Annotated in this window: 22 protein-coding genes; 8 read left to right on the forward strand and 14 right to left on the reverse strand. The window is 75.0% G+C overall.

The features are described 5' to 3' along the window. Positions 1 to 58 precede the first annotated feature (58 nt). Entirely contained in the window at positions 59 to 892 is an 834-nt protein-coding gene (locus ABZ881_RS11025) for a (2Fe-2S)-binding protein (RefSeq protein ID WP_358483716.1), read from the forward strand. Here ABZ881_RS11025 and ABZ881_RS11030 read toward each other — a convergent pair whose 3' ends face one another. From ABZ881_RS11030 to infC, 7 genes are all read right to left on the reverse strand, one after another. Continuing rightward, complete coding sequence (locus ABZ881_RS11030; protein WP_358483718.1) at positions 893 to 1,654, reverse strand: ABC transporter substrate-binding protein; 762 nt, start codon at positions 1,652 to 1,654, stop codon at positions 893 to 895. Positions 1,655 to 1,711: 57 nt separating this feature from the next. Then, positions 1,712 to 4,249 (reverse strand): phenylalanine--tRNA ligase subunit beta, encoded by a 2,538-nt coding sequence (gene pheT / locus ABZ881_RS11035; protein WP_358483719.1) that lies wholly within the window; start codon positions 4,247 to 4,249, stop codon positions 1,712 to 1,714. A 32-nt stretch (positions 4,250 to 4,281) separates the two neighbouring features. Then, complete coding sequence (gene pheS / locus ABZ881_RS11040) at positions 4,282 to 5,340, reverse strand: phenylalanine--tRNA ligase subunit alpha (RefSeq protein ID WP_358483722.1); 1,059 nt, start codon at positions 5,338 to 5,340, stop codon at positions 4,282 to 4,284. Between the two features lie 80 nt (positions 5,341 to 5,420). Next, entirely contained in the window at positions 5,421 to 6,290 is an 870-nt protein-coding gene (locus tag ABZ881_RS11045) for an RNA methyltransferase (protein ID WP_358483723.1), read from the reverse strand. 1 nt (position 6,291) lies between these two features. Continuing rightward, positions 6,292 to 6,675 carry a 50S ribosomal protein L20 gene (rplT, locus tag ABZ881_RS11050; RefSeq protein ID WP_085912172.1) on the reverse strand — a complete coding sequence of 128 codons (384 nt, stop codon included), beginning with the start codon at positions 6,673 to 6,675 and terminating at the stop codon, positions 6,292 to 6,294. Between the two features lie 75 nt (positions 6,676 to 6,750). Next, positions 6,751 to 6,945, reverse strand: a complete 195-nt coding sequence (gene rpmI / locus ABZ881_RS11055) for a 50S ribosomal protein L35 (protein WP_344026198.1) — start codon at positions 6,943 to 6,945, stop codon at positions 6,751 to 6,753. A 91-nt stretch (positions 6,946 to 7,036) separates the two neighbouring features. Further along, on the reverse strand, positions 7,037 to 7,609 hold the full coding sequence (gene infC, locus ABZ881_RS11060; protein WP_344026365.1) for a translation initiation factor IF-3: 573 nt from the start codon (positions 7,607 to 7,609) through the stop codon (positions 7,037 to 7,039). Positions 7,610 to 8,003: 394 nt separating this feature from the next. Between infC and ABZ881_RS11065 the strand changes: the two genes are divergently transcribed. After that, the gene (locus ABZ881_RS11065; RefSeq protein ID WP_358483725.1) at positions 8,004 to 8,864 is read left to right on the forward strand and encodes a glycosyltransferase; all 861 of its coding nucleotides are present in this window, start codon (positions 8,004 to 8,006) and stop codon (positions 8,862 to 8,864) included. 57 nt (positions 8,865 to 8,921) lie between these two features. On the opposite strand, the gene uvrA is transcribed toward ABZ881_RS11065, so the two are convergent. Beyond that, complete coding sequence (uvrA, locus tag ABZ881_RS11070; RefSeq protein WP_358483968.1) at positions 8,922 to 11,921, reverse strand: excinuclease ABC subunit UvrA; 3,000 nt, start codon at positions 11,919 to 11,921, stop codon at positions 8,922 to 8,924. A gap of 315 nt (positions 11,922 to 12,236) precedes the next feature. Between uvrA and ABZ881_RS11075 the strand changes: the two genes are divergently transcribed. Further along, entirely contained in the window at positions 12,237 to 12,911 is a 675-nt protein-coding gene (locus ABZ881_RS11075) for an MBL fold metallo-hydrolase (protein ID WP_358483727.1), read from the forward strand. Positions 12,912 to 13,132: 221 nt separating this feature from the next. Here ABZ881_RS11075 and ABZ881_RS11080 read toward each other — a convergent pair whose 3' ends face one another. Both ABZ881_RS11080 and ABZ881_RS11085 read right to left on the reverse strand, forming a co-directional pair. Further along, positions 13,133 to 13,441 carry a hypothetical protein gene (locus ABZ881_RS11080; RefSeq protein WP_358483729.1) on the reverse strand — a complete coding sequence of 103 codons (309 nt, stop codon included), beginning with the start codon at positions 13,439 to 13,441 and terminating at the stop codon, positions 13,133 to 13,135. A 465-nt stretch (positions 13,442 to 13,906) separates the two neighbouring features. Next, a complete protein-coding gene (locus ABZ881_RS11085) occupies positions 13,907 to 14,572 on the reverse strand; it encodes an ABC transporter substrate-binding protein (protein WP_358483730.1) in 666 nt (221 codons plus the stop codon). A 499-nt stretch (positions 14,573 to 15,071) separates the two neighbouring features. On the opposite strand from ABZ881_RS11085, the gene ABZ881_RS11090 reads away from it, so the two are divergent. Next, positions 15,072 to 15,740, forward strand: coding sequence for a class I SAM-dependent methyltransferase (locus tag ABZ881_RS11090; protein ID WP_358483731.1), 669 nt, complete (start codon positions 15,072 to 15,074; stop codon positions 15,738 to 15,740). 13 nt (positions 15,741 to 15,753) lie between these two features. Here the strand turns inward: ABZ881_RS11090 and ABZ881_RS11095 are convergent, their stop codons facing one another. The 3 genes from ABZ881_RS11095 to ABZ881_RS11105 all read right to left on the reverse strand — a co-directional run bounded on the left by ABZ881_RS11095 (position 15,754) and on the right by ABZ881_RS11105 (position 16,564). Continuing rightward, positions 15,754 to 15,972, reverse strand: a complete 219-nt coding sequence (locus ABZ881_RS11095; RefSeq protein ID WP_344026208.1) for a type II toxin-antitoxin system HicB family antitoxin — start codon at positions 15,970 to 15,972, stop codon at positions 15,754 to 15,756. After that, a complete protein-coding gene (locus tag ABZ881_RS11100) occupies positions 15,969 to 16,172 on the reverse strand; it encodes a type II toxin-antitoxin system HicA family toxin (RefSeq protein WP_344026210.1) in 204 nt (67 codons plus the stop codon). The genes ABZ881_RS11095 and ABZ881_RS11100 overlap by 4 nt, the downstream gene beginning before the upstream one ends. 116 nt (positions 16,173 to 16,288) lie before the next feature. Beyond that, on the reverse strand, positions 16,289 to 16,564 hold the full coding sequence (locus tag ABZ881_RS11105) for a hypothetical protein (RefSeq protein ID WP_358483734.1): 276 nt from the start codon (positions 16,562 to 16,564) through the stop codon (positions 16,289 to 16,291). A gap of 168 nt (positions 16,565 to 16,732) precedes the next feature. Between ABZ881_RS11105 and ABZ881_RS11110 the strand changes: the two genes are divergently transcribed. From ABZ881_RS11110 to ABZ881_RS11125, 4 genes are read left to right on the forward strand one after another with little or no spacing between them, the layout of a single operon-like run. Continuing rightward, entirely contained in the window at positions 16,733 to 17,668 is a 936-nt protein-coding gene (locus tag ABZ881_RS11110) for a hypothetical protein (protein ID WP_358483735.1), read from the forward strand. A gap of 37 nt (positions 17,669 to 17,705) precedes the next feature. Further along, positions 17,706 to 18,182 carry a ribonuclease HI gene (gene rnhA / locus ABZ881_RS11115; protein ID WP_358483969.1) on the forward strand — a complete coding sequence of 159 codons (477 nt, stop codon included), beginning with the start codon at positions 17,706 to 17,708 and terminating at the stop codon, positions 18,180 to 18,182. Beyond that, the gene (locus ABZ881_RS11120) at positions 18,179 to 20,281 is read left to right on the forward strand and encodes a prolyl oligopeptidase family serine peptidase (RefSeq protein WP_358483737.1); all 2,103 of its coding nucleotides are present in this window, start codon (positions 18,179 to 18,181) and stop codon (positions 20,279 to 20,281) included. Before rnhA ends, ABZ881_RS11120 begins: the two co-directional genes overlap by 4 nt. 10 nt (positions 20,282 to 20,291) lie before the next feature. After that, positions 20,292 to 21,974, forward strand: a complete 1,683-nt coding sequence (locus tag ABZ881_RS11125) for a serine/threonine-protein kinase (protein ID WP_358483738.1) — start codon at positions 20,292 to 20,294, stop codon at positions 21,972 to 21,974. Here ABZ881_RS11125 and ABZ881_RS11130 read toward each other — a convergent pair. Beyond that, a complete protein-coding gene (locus ABZ881_RS11130) occupies positions 21,968 to 23,845 on the reverse strand; it encodes a protein kinase (RefSeq protein WP_358483740.1) in 1,878 nt (625 codons plus the stop codon). The two genes, ABZ881_RS11125 and ABZ881_RS11130, sit on opposite strands and share 7 nt — an antisense overlap. Positions 23,846 to 23,994 lie beyond the last annotated feature (149 nt).

Genomic DNA, 23,994 nt, shown 5'->3' on the forward strand with positions numbered 1-23,994 from the left:
TTGACTGTGACGCTCGGTGCGACCCGCGTCACCCGCGGCCGGGCCTACGATCATCGTCGTGACCAGCACGTCCTCCGTCCTGACGACGGTCCTCGCGGACACCCCCGGGACCGCGCCGTACTGGCCGGTCCGGGTGGGGAGCCCCGGTGAGCGGCCCGGGCCCAGCCTGGCCGACCTGGCCGGCGCCGACCTGCTCGGCGAGGCGATCGCCGCGATGGACGCCGAGCTCGACGGCGGCGCCGCGCTCGCCGCGCAGACCCTGCTGGCCCGGCTGGCCGGCCCGGCCGCCGGCGTCCCCGCGGAGCTGCTGTTCCGGTCCGGCCGGGTCCCGGTGCCCGATCCGGCCCGGATGTGGTTCGTGACCGGAACCGGCGGCGCCCGGACGGCGCCGCAGCTGGTCCTGGATCCGGGCACCGTCGTGCTGGTGCTGCCCGATGATCCGCTGGCCGGCGCGGCCGGCACCGAGACGGTGCCGGACCGCGACCGGCTCCGCGACCGGCTGGTGGAGTGGACCCACCACGCGTTCGGCCCGGTCGTCGAGACCGCGGTGGTGCTGTCCCGGCGCGGGCGGCGGGCGCTGTGGCAGGTGGTCGCCGACCGGCTGGGGAACGGCTTCCTGATGTCCGGGCGGGCGAGCGGGCAGCTCCCGGCGGCCCGCGCCGAGATCGAGACGACCCTCGGCGACACCGGGATCCGGCCGCTGCGGCTGCGGCCGGACTGGCTGGAGATCGAACACGAGGGCACCGTCGAGCTGTTCCGCAGGCGTGCCGTGTGCTGCCTCTACTACAAGTCCCGGGTGCACGGCGAGGTGTACTGCGCGACCTGCCCGCTGCTGTCCCGGGAGGAGTCGATCGACCGGTTGCGGACCGCCGTCGCGGACCGCGACCGGTGATCAGCCCAGCGCCGCGCTCAGCTCGCGCAGCAGCAGCTCGGCCCCGAGGTAGGTGCCGCCGTTGTAGACGGCGTTGGGCAGCGGGAGCACCCGGTTCGCCCGCACCGCGGGCAGCCGCTCCCAGAGCGGGTTCGCCATCAGGTTCCCGACGCTGCTGGGGCCGCCGGCCCGGTCCGGTACGACCAGCAGGTCACCGTCGGCGACCGGCAGCTCCTCGACGCCGAAGCTGATGTGGCCGTGCTCGGACGGCTCGCCGCGGCCGGCGCCGTCGCGCACGGTCAGTCCGGCCTCCGCGGCCACGCTCCCGCCGAAGGCACCGGAGCCGTCGATCCGGAACGCACCGTCGCCCTGCCCGCGCAGGAACGTCACCGACCGTCCGCGGGCGGCGTCCGGCACCGCGGCCAGCGCCGACCGGTACCGCTCCCGGACCTGCTCGGCCCCGGCCGCCCGGTCGGCCACGTCGACGGTCGCGTCGAAGGCCGCCTTCCAGGCCGCGTTCGACGCCCGCTCGACGACGACCGTCGGCGCGATCGCCGACAGCTCCCGCAGGTGCTCGGCGGCAGACCGCTCGACCAGGACGAGATCCGGGGCACGGTGACCGGCCCCTCCGCCGTCTCGACGATCCGGTCGGCGCCCGGGCCGCCCTGGCCGGTGCCGCAGGCGGACAGCAGCCCGGCACCGGCGAGCACGGCGAGGAACTCCCGGCGGGTCGCCGCGGTCACCGGGGCAGAGGCAAGCGCACTGATCATGCCCGCAGCACATCGACCGGGCCGGGGCCCGGGCAAGGTCAGCCTCATCTCCCCCGCCCGGGCGCGGGGTTCAGCGCAGCACGGCCCCGTGCCGGGCGCCGGCCTCGGCGACCGCGGCGTCCCGGGCCGCGTTGGCCTCCTCGCCGGTCAGCGTCCGGTCGTCGGCGCGCAGCCGCAGCGAGAACGCCAGCGACCGCTTGCCCTCGCCGACCTGGTCGCCGGTGTAGACGTCGAACAGCCGCACCGACTCCAGCAGCTCCCCCGCCCCGGCGGTGAGCGCCTCGGCGAGATCCGCGGCCGGGACCGCCCGGTCGGCGACGAGCGCGACGTCCACCGCCACCGGCGGGAACGCCGACACCCGCGGCACCGGCAGGTCCTCCCGCAGCTCGATCGCGTCCAGGTCGATCTCGGCGGCCGCGGTGCGGGCCGGCAGCCCGAACGCCTCGACGACCTTCGGGTGCAGCTCGCCGGCGTACCCGACGACGGTCCCGGTGCCCGCGACGACCAGCTCCGCGCAGCGCCCGGGATGCCACGGTGCCCGCTCGGCGCGGCGCGGGCGCAGCTCCACCCCGGCGGCGGCGCCGGTCAGCCGGGCCGCCTCGACGGCGTCCTCCCAGGTCGCCGGCCGGCCCGGGCCCCACCAGCCGCGCGGCTCCCGGTTCCCGGCGAGCACCACGCCGACGTGCACCGGCTGGGCGGGCAACGCCGCCCGGATCGCCGCGTACTCCTCGTCCGAGGGGCGCCCGGTGACGGCTGGGTCCGGCATCGGGGGCGGGTTCTCCTGCGGCTGCACGACCTGCGCGATCGCGTACAGCGCCAGATCCTCGCTGCCGCGGGACCGGTTGCGCACCAGCATGTCCAGCAGCCCCGGCAGCAGCGTGGTGGCCAGCCGGGAGCGCTCGGCGTCGAGCGGGTTGGTCACCGCGACGGTCCGCCGGCGGTCGTCGTCCACGGGCAGCCCGAGATCGTTCCAGACGGTGTCGGAGACGAACGGGAACGGCAGCACCTCGACGTGGCCGGCCTCGGCCAGCGCCCGGGACACCGCGCGGCGCCGCAGCTGGGCGGGGGTGAGGCCGCGTCCGGCCGGTGCGGTGGGCAGCACCGAGGGGATCGTGTCGTAGCCCTCCAGCCGCAGCACCTCCTCGACCAGGTCGGCGGCCATCCGCAGGTCCGGACGCCAGGTCGGCGGCGTCGCCACGACGACGCCCTGGCCGTCGTCGCCGGTGTCCAGCTCGACGGTGCAGCCGACCTGGGTCAGCCGCCGCACCGTCGCACCCCTCGGGTAGGCGACGCCGGCGACCCGGTCGGGCAGCGACAGCGGCATCCGGACCGACGGCACCGGCGGGATCCGGCCCTCGTCGGTGCGGCCCCCGGCGATCGTGCCGCCACCCAGCTCGACCAGCAGCTGCGCGGCCCGCTCGGCGGCGACCGGCGGCAGCGCCGGATCGACGACCCGTTCGAACCGCCGGGACGCCTCGCTGGGCAGCTTGTGCCGCCGCGCGGCGCGGGCGATCACCGGCGACGAGAAGTGCGCGGCCTCGATCAGCACGTCCACCCGGGGCGCGCTGCCGTCCGCGGCCGGCGGGAGATCACCGGGCGCCGGGATCTCGGTCGACGCACCGCCCATCACCCCGGCCAGCCCGATCGGGCCGGAGTCGTCGGTGATCAGCAGGTCGTCGGGATCGAGGCTGCGGGTCTGCCCGTCGAGGGTCTCCAGCTTCTCCCCCGCCGCGGCCCGCCGGACCTCGATCGGGCCGGACACCCGGGACGCGTCGTAGCCGTGCAGCGGCTGGCCGAGATCGAGCATCACGAAGTTGGTGACGTCGACGATCAGCGAGATCGGCCGCATCCCGGCGGACAGCAGCGCCCGCTGCATCCACCAGGGGCTGGGCGCGGCCGGGTCGACGCCGTCCACCCGGCGCACGACGAACCGCGCGCAGCCCTCGGTGTCGGTGATCCGGACCGGCCAGGCGTCGCCGTCGGCGTCGGCGACGGCGACCCGGCTGGCCGGGTCGGTGTAGTCGAGGTCCAGCGAGGTGGCGAGCTCGCGGGCGAGCCCGCGCACGGCGAAGCAGTACCCGCGGTCCGGGGTGACGGCCAGCTCGACGACCGGCTCGGTCAGGCCGAGCACCTCGAGCGCGTCGGCGCCGGGCTCGGCGGTGCCGGGCGGCAGCACCAGGATGCCGGTGTGGTCGGCGCCGAGGCCGAGCTCCTTCGCCGAGGCGATCATGCCGTCGGAGGTGCGGCCGTAGGTCTCCCGCCGGGAGATCGCGAATCCGCCGGGCAGCACCGCGCCCGGCTCGGTGACGACGACGAGATCGCCGACCGCGAAGTTCTGCGCGCCGCAGATGACATACCGGTGCCGCGGCGTGCCGTCACCCTGGTCCTCGAAGTCGACCCGGCAGTACCGGATCGGCTTCTTGAACCCGGTGAGCTCCTCGATCCCGGCGACCCGCGCGACGGTCAGCGGGCCGGTGACCTCGGGCGCCGGGTGGATCTCCTCGACCTCCAGCCCGACCCGGACGAACGCCTCGCCGATGTCCTCGGGGCGCGCCGGCAGCGCCGCCGGGTCGATGTGCCGGGCGAGCCAGGACGCGGACACTCGCACTGCTCAGAACTCCTCGGTCGGAAGGATCGGTTTCAGATGCCGAACGCGGCCGAGAAGCGGACGTCGCCCTCGACCATGTCCCGCATGTCCGGGATCCCGTTGCGGAACATCAGGGTCCGCTCGATGCCCATGCCGAAGGCGAAGCCGGAGTACTCCTCCGGGTCGACGCCGCTCGCGCGCAGGACGTTCGGGTTCACCATCCCGCAGCCGCCCCACTCGACCCAGCCGGGCCCGTTCTTCTTCTGGGGGAACCACAGGTCCACCTCGGCGGACGGCTCGGTGAAGGGGAAGTACGAGGGACGCATCCGGGTGCCCGCCTCCGGGCCGAACATGGCCCGGGCGAACGCGTCCAGGGTGCCCCGCAGGTGCGCCATGGTCAGCCCGCGGTCCACGGCCAGGCCCTCGACCTGGTGGAACACCGGGGTGTGCGTGGCGTCCAGCTCGTCGGTGCGGAAGGTCCGGCCGGGGCAGGCGACGTACACCGGCAGCTCGCGGTCCAGCAGCGAGCGGACCTGCACCGGCGAGGTGTGTGTGCGCAGCACCATCCCGGAGCCCTGACCGCGCTCGGCGTCGCCCAGGTAGAAGGTGTCCTGCATGGTGCGGGCCGGGTGGTCCTTGCCGAAGTTGAGCGCGTCGAAGTTCAGCCAGGACGCCTCGACCTCGGGCCCCTCGGCGATCTCCCAGCCCATCGCGACGAAGATGTCGGCGATCCGCTCGGACAGCTGGGTGATCGGGTGCCGGGCGCCGCGCGGGCGGCGGTCGGTGGGCAGCGTGACGTCGACGGTCTCCTCGCGAAGCACCCGGGCGTCGCGCTCGTCGAGCAGCACGGCGCGGCGCTCGTCGAACGCGGCCTGGGCCTCCTGGCGGGCGGCGTTCACCCGCTTCCCGGCGTCGGCGCGCTCCGGGCCGGGCAGCTGCCCGAGCGACCGGCGGGCCATCGGGATCGGTGCCCGGTCCCCGAGGTGGGCCGGCTTGACGGCGGCCAGCGCCTCCAGGTCGGCGGCGGCGTCGAACGCGGTGCGCGCGGCCTCGACGGCGGCCTTCAGCACGTCCGGGTCCAGCGGGCTCTCGTTCACGGCGTCGTCACTCATGGTGTCCCGATCGTAGAGGGCGGCCACCACCCGGTTTCCCGCAGGTCGACGGGTCGCCGGGGGCTCGGGCCCGGACCGGCTCAGGTCCCGGCGACGCCGGTCGGCCGGTCCAGGGCAGGCGCGACACCGGCCCGGGCGCCGACCGTCGCGTACAGGCAGATCGCCGCGGCGGTGGCGAGGTTCAGCGACTCGGCACGGCCGTGGATCGGCACCCGGACGCGGTGGTCGGCGGCGGCCAGCAGCTCGGGCCCGGCACCGTGCGCCTCGTTGCCGAGCACCCAGGCGACCGGGCCGGCGAGCAGCGGTGTCGTGGCCGGGTCGTGCAGGTCCAGCTCGCCGCGGCCGTCGGCCACCAGCGTGCTCAGCCCGGCGGCCCGGCAGGCGGCCAGCACCCCGGCGGCGTCCCGGTCACGGGCCAGCGGCAGGTGGAACACGCTGCCGGTGGACGCCCGGACGGCCTTGCCGTTGTGCGGGTCGACGGTGTCGCCGGCCAGCAGCACGGCGTCGCAGCCGGCCGCGTCGGCGACCCGGATCACCGTGCCGACGTTGCCGGGATCGGAGATGCCCGCGCACACCGTGACGAATCCGGGAGCGCCGGCGAGCGCCTCGGCGACCCCGACGTCGAGCAGGTCGCAGACCGCGACCAGGCCCTGCGGGGTGACCGTCTCGGACAGTCCGGCGGCGGCCCGGTCGGTGACCGGCAGGACGCGGACGCCGGCGTCCCGGGCGGCCGCGACCAGCTCCGGATGGCGCTCGGCGGCCCCGGCGGTGACGAACAGCTCGTGCACCGGACCGGCGGCCAGCGCCTCCCGGACGGCCTGCGCCCCTTCGACGAGGAAACGCCCGGCCCGGTCGCGCCCGGCGCGGCGCAGCAGCTTGCGGGCCGCTGCGACGCGCGGGGTGCGCTCGGTACCGGGCGTCGGGCCCTCACCGGAGCCGCTGTCGGTCACCTCAGGCCGCGGAGCCCTGCTCGGTGCCCGACGGCAGGTTCTCCTTGGCGATCTTGACCAGCGCGGCGAACGCAGCCGGGTCGCTCACGGCGATCTCGGCCAGGTTCTTGCGGTCGACCTCGACCCCGGCGGCCTTGAGGCCCTGCACGAAGCGGTTGTAGGTCATGTCGTTGGCGCGGGCCGCGGCGTTGATCCGGGTGATCCACAGCTGCCGGAAGTCGCCCTTGCGCGCGCGACGGTCCCGGTAGGCGTAGTTCATGGAGTGGAGCATCTGCTCCTTGGCCTTGCGGTACAGCCGCGACCGCTGCCCGCGGTAGCCGGCGGCCGACTCCAGCGTGGTGCGGCGCTTCTTCTGGGCGTTCACCGCGCGCTTCACGCGTGCCATGGGTATCTCCTGGGGTGGTGCGGCGACGTCCTGCGCGGGGCGCGGGTCGCCGGATTGAAGAATGGGGGCGGAAAGTCAGCGGCCGAGGAGCTTCTTGATGCGCTTCACGTCCGGCTTGGCGACGTCGACCACGCCCGACAGGTCACGCTTCTCCTTGCGGGACTTGACCTCCAGGCGGTGCCGCAGGCCGGCCTGCTGACGCTGCAGCTTGCCGGAGCCGGTGGTGCGGATCCGCTTCGCGGTCCCCTTGTGCGTCTTGTTCTTGGGCATGACGTATCCGTTCGGTGTCGGCCCCCGGCGGACCGGGGGTCGTTGCGGGTACTGCGTGTCCTCCCCGCCCGCGCACCGGGCGGGGAGACCCTCACGCCTCGGCCTCGGCCGGGGCGTCGGTGGTGGCGGTCGCCGCGGTCTTGCGCGGCGCCGGCTTCTTGGTCGGCGCCAGCACCATCGTCATGTTGCGGCCGTCCTGCTTCGGCGCGGCCTCGACGACGGCGATGTCGCCGATGTCCTCCGCCAGGCGCTGCAGCAGCCGGTAGCCCAGCTCGGGCCGGGACTGCTCGCGACCACGGAACATGATCGTGACCTTGACCTTGTTGCCGCCCTCGAGGAAGCGGCGGACGTGGCCGCGCTTCGTCTCGTAGTCGTGCTTGTCGATCTTCGGCCGGAGCTTCTGCTCCTTGATCACGGTGAGCTGCTGGTTGCGCCGGGACTCCCGGGCCTTCTGCGCGCTCTCGTACTTGAACTTGCCGTAGTCCATGAGCTTGCAGACCGGCGGGCGGGCCTGACCGGCCACCTCGACCAGGTCGAGGTCGGCGTCCTGCGCCAGCCGGAGGGCGTCCTCGATGCGCACGATCCCGACCTGCTCACCGTTCGGGCCGACGAGACGGACCTCGGGCACGCGGATGCGGTCGTTGATGCGGGGCTCTGTGCTGATGGGGTCTCCTGAGTAACTCGCTGTGTCGCTACTACCTGCTGTTGCGCCGGCGACGACAAGCGAAGACCCGTTGATCGGCCGATGGCACACACCTGTGCCGTGAGGCCGGACCATGGACCCGGACACCGCTACGATCACGGCGTGGGTGGGAGCGGGGCTCCACTTGACGCCCGGAACACGCGAATCAACGCGATCCCGGGTGGTCGCATTCCCGAGAGTAGCAGCCCGGTCCGGATCCGGTCGGGCGGGGCCCACCGACGGGGAGACGGTGACCGCACGGAGGGTACCGCCGACCGTGTCGCGTCCGGGCCTGCCCGGTTCTTCCGCGGTCGTCTCGTACGGTCCGTCGTGGCCGGTCACGGCCGTCGACGGAGCTGCTGGAGGGAGGTGCGCGGTGGCCAGCCGACCCGCGCTGTCGGTGTGCGTCCCCGTCCACCAGGGCGCCCGGTACCTGGAACGGACCCTGCGCAGCGTGCTCGACCAGGACGCCGATCTCGAGGTGGTGGTCCGGGACAACGGCAGTACCGACGGGTCGGCCGAGATCGTGCGCGGTCTCGACGATCCGCGGATCCGGCTGGTCCGGGTCGAGGAGACGGTGTCGATGGCCGAGAGCTGGGCCCGCACCGTGCAGCTGGCCCGGGCGGACCTGGTGAAGATCCTCTGCGCGGACGACCTGGTCGCCCCCGGCGCGCTGCGGGTGCAGATCGACGCGCTGGCCGCGGACCCGTCGCTGGCACTGGTCGTCGGGCGCACCGACATGATCGACGCCGACGGCCGGACACTGTTCCCGAACCGGCACGTCCCCCGGTCGCTGCTCGGCACCCGTCCGGCGGCAGAGGTGCTGCGGGCGGTCGTGCGGCACGGTGGCAACCCGATCGGCCCGTCCGCCGCGGTGACGTTCCGGCGGGCGCACTACGACGCCGTCGGCGGGGTGGACGGCCGCCTGCTGTTCACGATGGATCTCGACCTGTGGGTCCGGCTGCTGCGGCACGGCGGCCTGCACGGCTCCGCCGGCACCGCCGCGTCGTTCCGGATCCATCCCGGCTCGGCGTCCGCGGCCGCGACCCGCGCGGAGTTCGCGGTGCAGCGGGCCTTCACCCGGCAGCTGATCCGGGAGGCCGAGCCGGTGATCCGCCGCCGAGACCGGGTGGTCGGAGTGGCCGGCTGCTATGCGGCGCTCGTCCGCCGGTACGGGTTGTTCGTGCTGGGGAACCTGCGCCGCCGCGTCCCGCCCCGCGCCCGCCAGCACGCCTGACGAGCGGCGCGGGGTGCGCCGGTGCCCCGCTCGGCGGGCCCGGCTCGGCCGGGCCGCTCAACTCGCCGCGGAGGCCGCCCGTCGCCGGGACACCGCCGGCGCGGAGGACGCCGCGCCCTTGGTGCCCTTCGCGGCGGCCGCGGTGCGCCTGCGGGCCGGCTTGGCCGGCGTGGCGTCCGGGGTCACGAGATCGCGCAGGAACCGGCCGGTGTGGCTGTCCGGATGGGCCGCGACCTGCTCGGGCGTGCCCTGGGCGACCACCGTGCCACCGCCGGACCCGCCCTCCGGGCCCATGTCGATGATCCAGTCCGAGGTCTTGATGACGTCGAGGTTGTGCTCGATGACAATCACCGTGTTGCCCTTGTCGACCAGGCCCTGGATCACCGCGAGGAGCTTGCGGATGTCCTCGAAGTGCAGGCCGGTGGTCGGCTCGTCGAGGATGTAGACGGTCCGGCCGTTGCTGCGCTTCTGCAGCTCGCTGGCCAGCTTCACGCGCTGCGCCTCGCCGCCGGACAGGGTCGGGGCGGGCTGCCCGAGCCGGACGTAGCCGAGGCCGACGTCGACCAGGGTCCGCAGGTAGCGGGCGATCGAGGTGATCGGCTCGAAGAACTCGGCGGCCTCCTCGATCGGCATGTCGAGCACATCGGCGACGGTCTTGCCCTTGTAGTGGACCTCCAGGGTCTCCCGGTTGTACCGGGCGCCCTTGCAGACCTCGCAGGGGACGTAGACGTCCGGCAGGAAGTTCATCTCGATCTTGATCGTGCCGTCGCCGGTGCACGCCTCGCAGCGGCCGCCCTTGACGTTGAAGGAGAACCGGCCCTCGGCGTAGCCGCGGACCTTCGCCTCCGTGGTCGCGGCGAACAGCTTGCGGACCTTGTCCCACACGCCGGTGTAGGTGGCGGGATTGGAGCGCGGGGTCCGCCCGATCGGCGACTGGTCGACCCGCACCAGCTTGTCGAGCTCGTCGATCCCGTTGATCCGGGTGTGCCGACCCGGGACCTGACGGGCGCCGTTCAGCCGGTTCGCCAGGACCGTCGCGAGGATGTCGTTGATCAGGGTGGACTTCCCGGAGCCGGACACCCCGGTGATCGACACCAGCCCGCCGAGCGGGATGTCGACGTCGATCCCGCGCAGGTTGTGCTCGCGCGCCCCGATGATCGACAGCTTGCGGGAGTGGTCGAGCTCGCGCCGCTGCGGCAGCGGGATCGACCGCCGGCCGGACAGGTAGGCGCCGGTAAGCGAGGTGTCGTGCGACTCGAGATCGGCGACCGGGCCGGAGTGCACGATGTACCCGCCGTGCTCGCCGGCGCCGGGACCAATGTCGACCGCCCAGTCGCAGGCCCGGATGGTGTCCTCGTCGTGCTCGACGACGATCAGCGTGTTGCCGAGGTCGCGCAGCCGGGTCAGGGTGTCGATCAGCCGGCGGTTGTCCCGCTGGTGCAGCCCGATCGACGGCTCGTCGAGCACGTAGAGCACCCCGACCAGGCCGGACCCGATCTGGGTGGCCAGCCGGATCCGCTGCGCCTCCCCGCCGGAGAGCGTCCCGGCGGCGCGGTCCAGAGACAGGTACTCCAGACCGACGTCGAGCAGGAACCCGAGCCGGGCCTGGATCTCCTTGAGCACCGCGCCGGCGATCATCGCCTGGCGGTCGTCGAGAACCATGCCGTTGAGGAAGTCGGCGCACTCGGCGACCGACATGTTCGAGACCTGGGCGATGGACCGCTCCCCCAGGTCGCGGTGCGGCATCGTGACCGACAGGACCTCGGGCCGCAGCCGGGAGCCGCCGCAGGCCGGGCACGGGATGTCGCGCATGTAGCCCTCGTAGCGCTCGCGCTGCGACTCCGACTCGGTCTGCTCCAGGCGGCGCTCCAGGAACGGCATGACGCCCTCGAAGTTGGCGTAGTACGAGCGCTCCCGGCCGTACCGGTTCCGGTACCGCACGTGCACCTGGTCCTCACTGCCCTGCAGCACCGCCTTCTGCGCGGCGGCCGGCAGCTTGCGCCACGGCGTGTCCATCCGGAACCCGATCGCGGTCGACAGCCCGGACAGCAGCCGGCCGAAGTACTCGGCGTTGTGCCCGGCCGACCAGGGTGCGATCGCCCCGTCCGCCAGGGAGCGGTCCGGATCCGGCACGACGAGCTCCGGATCGACCTCCTTCTTGATGCCGAGACCGGTGCAGGCCGGGCAGGCGCCGTAGGGCGAGTTGAAGGAGAAGGTGCGCGGCTCCAGGTCGTCGACCGCGATGGTGTGCCCGTTCGGGCAGGCCATCCGCTCGGAGAAGCGCCGCTCGCGGACCGGGTCGTCGGCCGGGAGATCGACGAAGTCGAGCACGACCAGGCCGTCGGCGAGGCGCAGCGCGGTCTCGACCGAGTCGGTGAGCCGCTGCTTGGCCGTCGCCTTGACCGAGAGCCGGTCGACGACGACCGAGATGTCGTGCTTCTCCTGCTTCTTCAGCTTCGGCGGGTCGGACAGCTGGTGCACCGTGCCATCGACCAGCACCCGCGAGTAGCCCTGCGACTGCAGGGTGGAGAACAGGTCGACGAACTCGCCCTTGCGGGTCCGCACGACCGGCGCGAGCACCTGGAACCGGCTGCCCTGCTCCATCTCCAGCACCTGGTCGACGATCTGCTGCGGGGTCTGCTTCTCGATCCGCTCGCCGCACTGCGGGCAGTGCGGGATGCCGGCGCGGGCGTAGAGCAGACGCAGGTAGTCGTGGATCTCGGTGATCGTGCCGACGGTCGACCGCGGGTTGCGGTTGGTCGACTTCTGGTCGATCGACACCGCGGGCGAGAGCCCCTCGATGAAGTCGACATCGGGCTTGTCCATCTGGCCGAGGAACTGCCGCGCGTAGGCCGAGAGCGACTCGACGTACCGGCGCTGCCCCTCGGCGAAGATCGTGTCGAACGCCAGGCTGGACTTGCCGGAGCCGGACAGCCCGGTGAACACGATCATGCTGTCCCGGGGCAGGTCGATGTCGACGCCCTGCAGGTTGTGCTCGCGGGCGCCGCGGACGACCAGCCGTGGACCGCCGGGGACCGGCGACGCACCCGGGGACAGGGTGCCGCCGACGTCCGGGCGGTCGGTGCTGTGGTCGCTCACGATGCGCGCCTCCTGGCTGGCGAGGGTCGTCCCAGTTCCGGATCCGATGCTAGGCCGCACCCCCGACAGGAACGCGGCGAGCGGGCCTCGCAGCGGCCGTCCCTCGGTGGATGCACGCCGCCACGCGCCGGTCGGTACACCATGCACGATACTCGTACGCATGTTCGACCGGACGGGCGGGGGACGGCCCCCGGACGGCGTCGGGCGGGCCGCAGCAGGCACCGGCGGGTTCGCCCCACCGCGGCGGACGGTGCAGGCCGCTACCCTCGCGCCGTGGACGTCCTGGAGAACTACACCGGTCACACCGATCCCGGCGGCGCCGCGATCCGCCGCGACCTGGACCGGCTCAGCATCAGCAAGATCTCGGTCGGCGAGATGGACAACAACGCCTACCTGCTCGTCTGCAAGTCCTCGGGCGAGGCGCTGCTGGTCGACGCGGCGGCCGAGCCGAGCCGGATCGCCGACCTGATCGGCGCCACCGACGAGCGCCCCGACCTGCGGCACCTGGTGACCACGCACCGGCACCACGACCACTGGCAGGCGCTCGGCGCGATCGCCGGCATGTTCGAGCCCCGGCTGATCGCGCACCCGGAGGACGCCCCCGAGCTCCCCGCGCCGATGGACGAGCTGGTCGGGCACGGCGACCGGATCGCCTTCGGCGAGATCGAGCTGGAGGTCATCCACCTGCGCGGACACACCCCCGGCTCGATCGCGCTGCTCTACCGCGGCGACGACCGGCCGCACCTGTTCACCGGGGACAGCCTGTTCCCCGGCGGGCCGGGCAAGACCTGGTCGGCGGAGGACAACGTGCAGCTGCTCGCCGACCTGGAGGAGCGGGTCTTCGACGTGCTGCCCGACGACACCTGGTTCTACCCCGGGCACGGGGACGACTCGACCATCGGCGAGCAGCGTCCGGGGCTGCCGGAGTGGAAGGCGCGCGGCTGGTAGCCGCACCACCGTTTGCGTTCGGGGCCGCCTACGTCATGTGGGCGGCCCCGACGGCTGTTGTGAGCAGCACGCCGGGGCCTTGACCGGAAGTAGGTCCGGCCCGTGCACGATCCTGCCCGATTCCCCCACCGACCCCGGCCCGGCCGCCACCGCGCCACGCCGCAGACCTGGCCCCCGACCGGCCACCTGCCTAGCCCGCCCCGGCTGCTGGTCGCCCTCGGCTACGGAGCCGGCGCCGCCCTGCTCTGCGCGGGGGTCCTGCTCGCCTTCCTGTCGCTGGTCGCCCGGTGAGCGCCCTGGACCGGATCGGCGCCGCGATCCACGAACACCTGCACGCCGGCCAAGGAACGGGCCCAGCGGCGCCTGCCGGACTGCGGCCCGGGGCACGCCGCGCAGTCGCCGCGGCCGTCGTCCACGTGCTCGGCGACCAGGGCGTCGAGCAGGCCCGGCTGGTGGAGCAGGAACGCGAGCGCGTAGTCGTCGGCGACCTCGTGGATCGGCGGCTCGGCCGGGCGCTGCGCAGGGGGCATGGCCGAGCACGCTACGAACCCGACCGACCCCGGAGTTGACACGTTGTCGACACCGTGGGGCCGAGTGGCTCGGCGGCGGCTCGTAACAGCCCACGCCACACCCGGGCCTCGCACAGTCGACGCCCGATCAGGGCGGAGTCGTCGCCGACCATCCGAGACACCCCTCGGTTCGGACCCCGCGCCCGGTCGGCTGCGGGACCGCCTCACTAGGGCGGTACCCGCCAGGCGACTCCGTTACCCGGACGTGGATCGAGCAACAGAGTCGTCCGCGCTTACACCAACGTCTTGGCCGAACACACCTGGTGCCACGTCAAGCAACGTTCGGTCGGTGCTCCGGTCTGCGGATCCTGGACTCGGCTGCGAAGGAGAGCTTCGAGCCAGCGAGCCGGTTTGCCCAGCGGACAGAGCCGACGATCGTGTCGCCCACCCCGCGACGCCCCTGCCGTGCGGCCCGGCGACCGGGGACTACGCGTAGCTGCCCGACGGCACCTGGTTCCGACCGCGGTATCGACGGGTGAATCCCGCCGCCTGCAGGATGGCCTGGAGCGGGGTGCCGCGGGCCGCGGAGAAACAGCAGTCGCCGTGGGTCTCGGCGACCACCGACAGTGAGGTCGGCCCGGGCTCCGACGCGGCCTGGACCGCGCCGATCCGGCCCGCCAACGTCCTGATCATCGACTCCGCCTGATCGGTGCGCGCGACCGCCGCGCCCGCCGCGGTCAGCGACTCCTGCCAGGTCGTGTCGTAGTACGGAACGGCCACCACCGGTGCTACCGGGGACAGGGCGTCGTAGGTCTCCTGCATCTCCGCCCCACCGGTCATCACGATCATGTCCGGGGCGTGCCCGATGATCTCCTCGATCGGCGGGCTCTCGGAGAACGTCGCGCCCGGGGCGACGGTGACCCCGGCGTCCTCGAGGACGATCCGGCCCACCTCCGACCCGGAGGAGCCGTACACCACCGCGGGCTCCACCCCCAGCGCCAGCAGGTTCAGTGCGGCGTACTCGTCAGTCGCGAGGATCGACGCCGGCTCCTCCGGGACCTGCACCTCACCGAGCGGATGGCTGACGGTCCTGGTCTCCGGCTCGGTCGCCGCCGGCGCCGGACCACCGCAGGCCGCCAGCACGAGGGCCACCGCGACCAGTGCGACGACCCGTGGCCGGCGCAGGCACCCGGCCGGTCCCGCTCGAACGATGTCAACGACTCGCCCCCGTCGTCATGGCTGCCAGGCCACCCCGGTCCCGCCGGCACCGGCTCCGCACACCCACACCCCCGCCGGGTCAACGATGGTTGGCCGCATCTCACTCCGCTGTCCGACGCGTGGCAATCGCGCGGCCCACGCGTGCCCTGCACGGCGACGACCGGGCGCCACGCCCCTGGCTCGGGACCCGGTCCCCCGGCGCGCCATCGCCTGCTCTTCCCCAGCCTGACGGGGCAGGACCTCGCCGAGGACGACCGTCCGGCCGGCTCCCGCGGATGATCCGGCACCGGAGCCGCCCGCACCGGCCCGGCCCGCTGATCCGCATTCGGGAACCGAAACGGCCGGTGCGCGACCGCCGCGGTTCCCGATCCGTGATCTTGCGATCCGGGTAGGTTCGCGACCTCCGGACGCGGCGAGGTGCGGAGGCGGCATCGTGACCAGCTACGAGCGGCTCTACCAGTTCGGGATCACGCCCTGGGAACGCTCCGGGCGCGCCACCATGGCCGCCACCCGGGCGCACCTGGACCGCGAGCTCGCCGAACGCGACGGCCGGCCCGGCCGGGCCCTGGACCTCGGATGCGGCCGCGGCCTGTTCACCCCGGAGCTGGCGAGCCGCGGCTGGGAGGCCGTCGGGATCGACAACGTGCCGAGCGCCGTCGACGCGGCCCGCCGGGGCGCCGTACACACGGCCCGCCGCGGTACCGACGACACGGCCCGCCGCGGTACCGACGACACGGCCCGCCGTGGCGCCCGGCCCGGCGTCACCTATGTCGTCGGCGACGTCACCGATCTGGCCACGGCCGGGCTGGGCACCTTCGATCTTTTCCTCGACATCGGCTGCTTCCAGTGCCTCGACCGCGACCAGCGGCTCGCCGAGGCCCGCGGAGTGACCGCGCTCGCCGATCCCGGGGCGACCGTGCTGCTGCTCGCCTTCGGACCGAACCGGCTGCGGTCGGTGATCGGCGGCGTCTCCCGGGCCGAGGTCGAGGAGGCGTTCGCGGGGTGGGACCTCGTCGCGGTCGAGCCGGCGGACACGACGGGCCTGGGCTGGCCGATGAACCGGACCTCGCCGTGCTGGTATCGGTTCCGGCTGCGCGACTGACCGCAGCCGCAGGTCAGGCCGCCGGAACGACGAGCGCTGCGAGGGCGGTCGGCGGCGGCACCGGATCGCCGTCCGCACGCAGCCCGGCCAGGTGCAGATCGATGGCCTCGGTCATCAGCCGCACGCACTCGTCGTACCCGGCCGCCGCGGCGACACAACCCGGGAGGTCGGGGCTCCACGTGCTGTAGCCGCCGGAGTCGTCGCGCTCCACCACCACCACGTACCCGCTCACGCTTCCCCCCGATACAGGCCGGACTGCTTCAGGATGCTCCGCTCGGTTCTCGGGTGCAATGTGTCGCTCGGTCGTCCCGCGACGGTCGTACGACCCGGCTTCGTCGGGTGCCGGTACTGACGATGACTACCGCGTGTGACGACGAGATACCAGCCGTCCGCCTCGATCATCCGGATGATCTCCGCAACCTTCCGGGGCACGCTCGGCCTCCTCCCGCAGCGAGGTCATCGCCCAGCCGCGGGCGGCACACACCGTTCGATCGCATGTTCGAGAGGCTAGCGCCCGGCCCCGACAGTCCCCGCGGACCGCCGCCGGCTCACCCCGGCAACTCCCGCCCGATCCCGGCGAACAGCTCCCGCCACCGTTCCACCGGCAACCGTTCCCACGGCCGGTCGGCGCCCGCCCACGCCTCGGGCACCGCGCGGGCCGCCAGCTCCGGCCCGATCAGCCCGGCGTCGTCCAGCTCGTCGAGCAGCTGCGGCACCCGGTTCCCGCCGACCCGGGCGACGGCGGCGTCCCACTCCGCGGCGGTGAGCGGGCGGTCCCGGTCCAGCAGTGCGTTCACGGTGATCTCGTAGAGGGCCTGGCTCACGCGGGCCAGGATGCACCACCGGCCGCCGACCGCTGCCGGCCCTCCGGCGATCCGATCGGCCGCTCGGCGCCCGAGGCGGGCGGTCGCCGTAACGGGTCGACCGGCCGTCGTTACTGCTCCGATCGGCCGCTGCGCCGGACCACGATCCCGATCTACGGTCCTGCTCCGATGAGCGCTCCCCACGCCGACGACCGATCCTCCGTCCCACCCGACACCGCACGCAACGGGCACCCCATCGCGACCGTGCTGGACGGGCCGTCCGTACCGCAGCCCCGCCCGCCACGGGCGACGGAACCGGAGCCCACCGTCCGGGGGGCCGCACAGGGAGCGGCCACCGCAGCACCAGCCACCGCGGGCCCCGGCACGGTCGAGCTGACCGGCCCCGTGCACGACCCCGGCCCGCGCACCCCGCCGATGCCGTGGCAGGCCGTCCCACCACCGGGCCCGCCCCCGGGCCGGGCCCCGGTGCCGTCGGTGTTCCCGACCGCACCGCCCGCACGCCCGGCGTGGCGGCGCGCCCTCGGCACCATCGGCGCCATCGGCAGGGTCGACACCGGCCGGATCGCCGCGGTCGCCGGTTCGGTCCGGGAGCGGGTGCCGCACCGGGTCGCAGCGGTCGCGGTCGTCGTGGCCCTGGTGCTGGCCGTCGTCGGTGCGCTCACCACCGGCGCCGGCGGTCCGGACGAGGCCGGAACCACCCGGTCAGCGCAGGTGGCGGCCCCGGCGGCGGTGCCGGCCGATCTCGTCGCGGACAGCACGCCCGCGGATCCGGCCGGGTTCGGCGATCCGGCCGCGTTCAGCTCGCCGTCGGGCAACATCGCCTGCTCGATCGGCGCCGGCGAGGCCCGCTGCGACGTCACCAGCCGGGACTGGACGGCCGAGGGCTGCACCTCCGACGCCGGGCTGGTCGTCGGCGGGGCGGCGGGCGCCCGCACGAGCTGCGACCCGGCACCCGGCGCGACCGGCGACGCCGTGCTCGACTACGGCACCCACCTGACCCGCGGCGACCTCACCTGCGTCAGCCGCCGCACCGGCGTCGAGTGCCGGGACGCCGGCACCAGGCACGGGTTCACGGTCGCCCGCGCGTCGTACCGGCTCTACTGAGGAGATCACCGAGGGGATAACGTCGCGGCCCGTGACGGTGGTCGTGGAGATCTTCACCGACGGTGCCTGTGTCCCCAACCCGGGTCCGGGCGGCTGGGGCGCGGTGCTCCGCTACGGCACCCACGAGCGGGACCTCTACGGCGGCGAGCCCGGCACCACCACGAACAACCGGATGGAGCTGACCGCGCCGATCCGGGCACTGGCCGTGCTGACCCGGCGCAGCGTCGTGCACCTGCACACCGACAGCACCTACGTCCGCAACGGCATCGCCCAGTGGCTGCCGCGGTGGAAGACCCGGGGCTGGCGGACAGCAGCCGGCGAGCCCGTCAAGAACGACGACCTGTGGCGCGAGCTGGACGCCGCCGTCCGCGGGCACGACGTCACCTGGTTCTGGGTGAAGGGCCACTCCGGCCACCCGGAGAACGAACGCGCCGACCGGCTCGCCGCGCAGGGCTGCGCGGAGGCCGCCGGCCGGCGCCCACGCGAAGTGCACACCCCGGAGAGGACCCCGTGACCGACTCGTTCCCCCGCCTGCACGCCCGCACCCGGCGGTTCACCCTCGGCGTCCCGCGCGGCTTCACCGTCGCCCCGGACGGCTCGCGGGCGGTGTTCCAGCGCAGCCGTTCCGGCACCGACCCGGTGACCTGCCTGTGGTCGGTCGACGCCGCCACCGGTGCGGAGCGGCTGCTCGTCGACCCGGCCGACGTCCCGGGCCTGCCCGGCGAGGAGGACCTGCCCGCCGCGGAGCGGGCGCGCCGGGAACGGGTGCGTGAGCAGGCCGGCGGCGTGGTCGGCTACACCTGCGACGACGCCGTCGAACGGGCCGTGTTCGCCCTCTCCGGGCGCCCCTTCACCGTCTCGCTGACCGGCGCCCCGGACGTCGCGCCGCTCGACATCGGCGGGATCGAGGCCGTCGTCGACCCGCGGATCGACCCGACCGGCCGGCGGATCGCGTTCGTCGCCGACCGGGCGCTGTACCTGCACGATCTCGCCGCCGGGAGCACCACCGCACTGCTCACCCCGGAGAGCCACGACGTCTCCTACGGGCTCCCCGACTTCGCCGCCGCCGAGGAGATGGGCCGCACCCGCGGCTTCTGGTGGTCCCCCGACGGCGGGTCGCTGCTGGTCGCCCGGGTCGACGAGTCGCCGGTCGCGCGCTGGTACATCGCCGACCCGGCGCATCCGGACCGGGTCCCCACCGAGGTGCGGTATCCCGCGGCCGGCACCCCGAACGCCGTCGTCGGCCTGGAGATCGTCACCGTCGACGGCGCCCGCACGCCGGTCACCCGGGACACCGCGGGCTACGAGTACCTGGCGACCGCCCGGTGGGACGCGCACGGCCCGCTGCTCTCGGTGCAGCCGCGCGACCAGCGCGAGGTGCTCGTCCTCGCCGTCGACCCGCGGACCGGGGCGACGACGGCGCTGCACTCGCAGACCGACCCGGTGTGGGTGGAGAACGTGCCGGGCGTCCCGGCCCGGACCGCGTCCGGCGCGCTGGTCCGGGCGGTCGACACCGGCGGGGCCCGCCGGCTCGTCGTCGGTGACACCGAGCTGACCGGCCCGGAGCTGCAGGTCCGCGAGGTCCTCGGGATCGACGGCGAGACGGTGCTGTTCCGGGCGTCCCCGGAGCCGACCTCGACGGCGCTGTACTCGGCCGCGCCGGGCACCGCCCCGGTCGCGCTGTCCCCCACCACCGGCCTGCACTCCGGGACCGTCGCCGGCGGCACCCTGGTCCGCGTCTCGCAGGACCTGGACGTCGCGCCGCACGCCGAGCTGGTCACCGCGGACGGCGCCGTGCACCCGGTCGCCGGGCACGCCGCCGATCCCGGGCTGGTCCCCGCCGTCGCCCTGCACGCGTTCGGCGGGCGGGATCTGCGGACGGCGGTGCTGCTGCCCACCGGGCACGTCCCGGGCACCCCGCTGCCGGTGCTTCTCGACCCCTACGGCGGGCCGCACTCGCAGCGCGTCGTCCGGTCCCGCAACGCCCACCTGACCAGCCGCTGGTTCGCCGACCGGGGGTTCGCGGTGCTGGTCACCGACGGGCGCGGCTCCCCCGGCCGCGGCCCCGAGTTCGAGCGGGCGATCCACGGCGACCTGGCCGGGCCGGTGCTCACCGACCAGGTCGATGCGCTGCACGCGGCGGCGCAGGAGTACCCCGACCTGGACCTGACCCGGGTCGCGATCCGCGGCTGGTCGTTCGGCGGGTACCTGGCCGCGCTCGCGGTGCTGCGCCGCCCGGACGTCTTCCACGCCGGGATCGCGGGCGCCCCGGTGACCGACTGGGCGCTCTACGACACCCACTACACCGAGCGCTACCTGGGACTGCCGGGCGGCGAGCCGTACCGGCGCTCCTCGGTGATCGACGACGCGGCGACCCCGCCGACCGACCGGGCGCCGCACCGGCCGCTGATGATCGTGCACGGGCTGGCCGACGACAACGTCGTCGCGGCGCACACCCTGCGGCTGTCCTCGGCGCTGCTCGCCGCCGGACGCCCGCACCAGGTGCTGCCGCTGTCCGGGGTCACCCACATGACGCCGCAGGAGGTCGTCGCGGAGAACCTGCTGCTGCTCCAGGTCCGTTTCCTGCAGGAGGCGCTGGGCACCGCGGGCTAGTCTCACGATCGTGACGACCCCGCCCGGAACAGACGATCCACCCACGGTGGGCCGGTACCGGATCACCGGGGTGCTCGGCTCCGGCGGGATGGGCCGGGTGCTGCTCGGCGAGGCCCCCGACGGCCGCCGGGCGGCGATCAAGCTGGTGCATCCCGAGCTCGTCGAGACCGACGGGTTCCGGGCCCGGTTCCGCCGGGAGGTCGCGCTCGCCGCGCAGGCGCCTCCCGGCTGGACCGCGGCGTTCCTGGACGCCGATCCGGACGCCCCGCGGCCGTGGCTGGCGACCGCCTTCCTGGACGCGCCGACCCTGCACGAGGAGATCGCCCGCGCCGGCACCCTGTCCCCGGACCGGGCCGCCGACCTCGGCGTGGGGCTGGCGTCGGCGCTGGCCGCCCTGCACGCCAGGGGCCTGGTGCACCGGGACCTCAAGCCGTCGAACGTGCTGCTCACCGGCGGCGGCCCGCGGCTGATCGACTTCGGGATCTCGCGGGCGGTCGACGGGACGGCGCTCACCGCGACCGGGCAGGTGATCGGCACCCCGGAGTACCTGTCGCCGGAGCAGATCACCGGCACCCCGCGGGCCGGGACGGCCGCCGACCTGTTCGCGCTCGGGTCGCTGCTGGTGTTCGTGACGAGCGGGCGGACGCCGTTCGGCGGCGGGGGGACGGCCGCCGTGCTGTCCCGGGTGGTGCACGCCGAGCCGGACCTGCCGACCGGCCTGGACCGGATCGAGCCGGTGCTGCGGGCGCTGCTGGACAAGGACCCGGCGGCCCGCCCGACCGCGGAGCGGGCGGCCGAGCTGCTGGCCGGCGGCACCCCCGCGGGCCCGCCCGGCGAGGACCGGACCGTGCTGCTGCACCGCCCGCCGAACGCGGTGCCACCCGGCCCGGGCGGCACCGCCGGACCGGACCCGGGCCCCGGTCCCCGATCCGGCGCCGCGGGGACCGGGCCGGGCGGCACCCGGGTCGCCGGCGGGCCGCCATGGACCGTCGCCCCGCGCGACGGCGCGGCGTCGGGCGCCGCAGCCGGTCCGCCTCCGCCGCCGACCCTGCTCGGCGCACCACCGGCCGCCGCGGAACCGTGGCGCCGGCGCCGGTGGCCGCTGGTGGCGGGCGGGATCGCCGTCGCGCTCGCGCTGCTCGTCGTCCTGGCGCTGCTGCTGCGGGGCTCCGGTGAACCGGCCGCCGAGGGCGACGCGTCCGGACCGGAGCCCAGCACGACCGCACCCGCGCCGACCACCGAACCGACAACCGGGCCGCCGCCGACCACCCCGGCCGGGGACACCACCGACCTGCTCGCCGGTGCGACCGTCGTCGACACCGCACAGGACGTCCGCTACGTCGACCCGTCGGGTGCGCTGCGGTTCCGCTCCCCCAGCGGGAACATCGCCTGCGCGCTGGAGCCCTTCGAGGTGCGCTGCGACGTGCTCGAACGGACCTGGGAGGTGCCGCCGGTCCCGGCGTCCTGCCGGCAGGCGTACGGCACCGGGACCCGGCTCGCCGGCGCCGCCCCCGGCGAGCTGACCTGCGTCGGCGACACGATCGCCGATCCGACGCTGCCGGTGCTGGAGTTCGACCGGGTGCTGCGCAGCGACGAGATCACCTGCGTGAGCCGGACGACCGGGGTGGAGTGCCGCAACACCACCACCGGCCACGGCATGGCGGTGGCCAGGGCGTCCTACCGGGTCTACTGAGCCGTGACGATCCGCAGCGTCCGCCCCGCCGTCAGGTAGAGCGCCCGCCCGTCCGGTGCGACGGCGAGATCGGCGGCGGCACCGGCACCCGGGATCTCGGCGACCGTCGCGAGGGTGCCCGCGTCCAGCACCGTCACCGTGCCGGTCGAGGCGTCCAGCGCGTACACCAGTCCCGGTGCCGCGGCCAGCCGTGACGCCGGTACGTCGGCGCGGGTCGCCCGGACCGTGCCGTCCGGCCCGAGCAACCGCAGCCCGGGCACCCCGTCCGCGGTCCCGGCGACGGCCGGCACGACGGCACCACCGGGCAGCGCCACCAGGTCCAGGACGTCGTCCGGTCCCGGGACGACGGTCGCGGCGGCCGTCCACGGCGGGCGCACCGTCTCGATCCGGCTGCCACCCGCGGGATCCGACCCGGCGACCACGATCGCGTCGCCCGCGGCGTCCGCCGCGACCGGGCGGGTGGCAGGCTCGGCCGTGCCGAGCGGGCGGAGCGTTGCCGGATCGAGCGCCGTCACCGTGGACGACCGCGGATCGGTGACGACCACCGCGTCCGGCCCGGCGACGACGTCCGGCGACCACACGATCTCCGCGCCGGCGCCGGTGCCGATCTCGGCGCTCGCGGTGACCGTCAGGCTCTGCGTGTCGACCGCGACGACCCGGGTCGGCGTGCTGCTCAACGCGACGTAGAGCCGGCGGCCGTCCGGGGCCACGGCGAGCGCCGCCGGGAACCCGCCCACGTCGGCCCGGCCCAACACCGCACCCGCCGGGTCGAGCACAGTCACCGCACGCCCGTCGGGATCGGCGACGTGGATCCGTCCCGCGGCGGCCACCACCCGGTCCGCCCGGTGCCCCAGGTCCACCACCGGCCCCACGGTGGTCGGCGGCGGGCCCGGTGCGGTGGCGGCCGGCCCGGCCCCGGGGACGTCCGCCCGCTCCGCGGCCGGGACCGGATCCGGAGCCGTGGCGGGACCGTCCGGGCGCAGCAGCACGACCGCCGGGACACCCACCGCGACCGCGACGGCCGCCGCGACCGCCACCGCGACGGCCCGCCCGCGGCGCCGGACCCGCGCGAGCAGCGCCGTCGCGGACGGCCGCTCGGCCGGATCGCGGCGCAGACACGCCGCCGCGACCGCACGCAGTGGCTCCGGCGTCGCCCCCAGGTCGGGGGTGCCGTGGAGCAGCCGGTAGAACACCGCCGGGACCGTGTCGCCGGGGTAGGGCGGGGCGCCGGTCGCGGCGAACACGAGGACTGCGCCGAACGCATGGACGTCGGCGGCCGGGCCCGGCTCCGGCACCGTGCCGTCCACCTGCTCCGGCGCCAGGTACGCCGGCGTGCCGAGGGTGCCCCCGGTCCGGGTCATCCGGGTGTCGCCCGGCGTGTGCGCGATACCGAAGTCGACGACCATCGGCCCGCGCGGGGTGAGCACGACGTTCGCCGGTTTCAGGTCGCGGTGCACCAGCCCGCTCCGGTGCATCGCGACCAGCGCCCGGAGCAGCCCGGTCGCGAGCCGGGTCAGCTCGCGGCCGCGCAGCGGGCCGCCGTCCCGGATCCGCCGGTCCAGGGTCGGCCCGCGCAGCAGTGCAGTGGCCACCCAGGGCGGGTCGCCGTCCGGATCGGCGTCGACGACGGGGGCGGTGTAGCGGGCGGGCATCCGGCGGGCCGCCCCGATCTCGCGGCGGAACCGGGTGCGGAATCCCGGCTCGGTCGCGCGCTCCCGGCGGACGATCTTCACCGCGACCTCGCGCCCCCGGCCGTCGACGGCGGCGTGCACCCGCCCCGAGGCACCGGAGCCGAGCAGCTTCCCGAGCCGGTACGGCCCGACGGTCACCGGTGCCGGGTCGTCCGTGCCGGGTGGGACGGGATCGGCCATGGTCACGAGCCTCGCACGTGGCCGGGCCCGCCGAGGGCGAAACACGTGTTTCGACTTCCCCTTGCGATCGGACCGCGGGGTATGGCTCCCTGAGAAAGGCGACGACCCCTTCCTTGTGCGACGGGTCGTGCGCGTCGCGACGAGGCGAT

It is taken from the genome of Pseudonocardia sp. NPDC046786 (genome assembly GCF_040645415.1).
Lineage (GTDB): Bacteria > Actinomycetota > Actinomycetes > Mycobacteriales > Pseudonocardiaceae > Pseudonocardia > Pseudonocardia kongjuensis.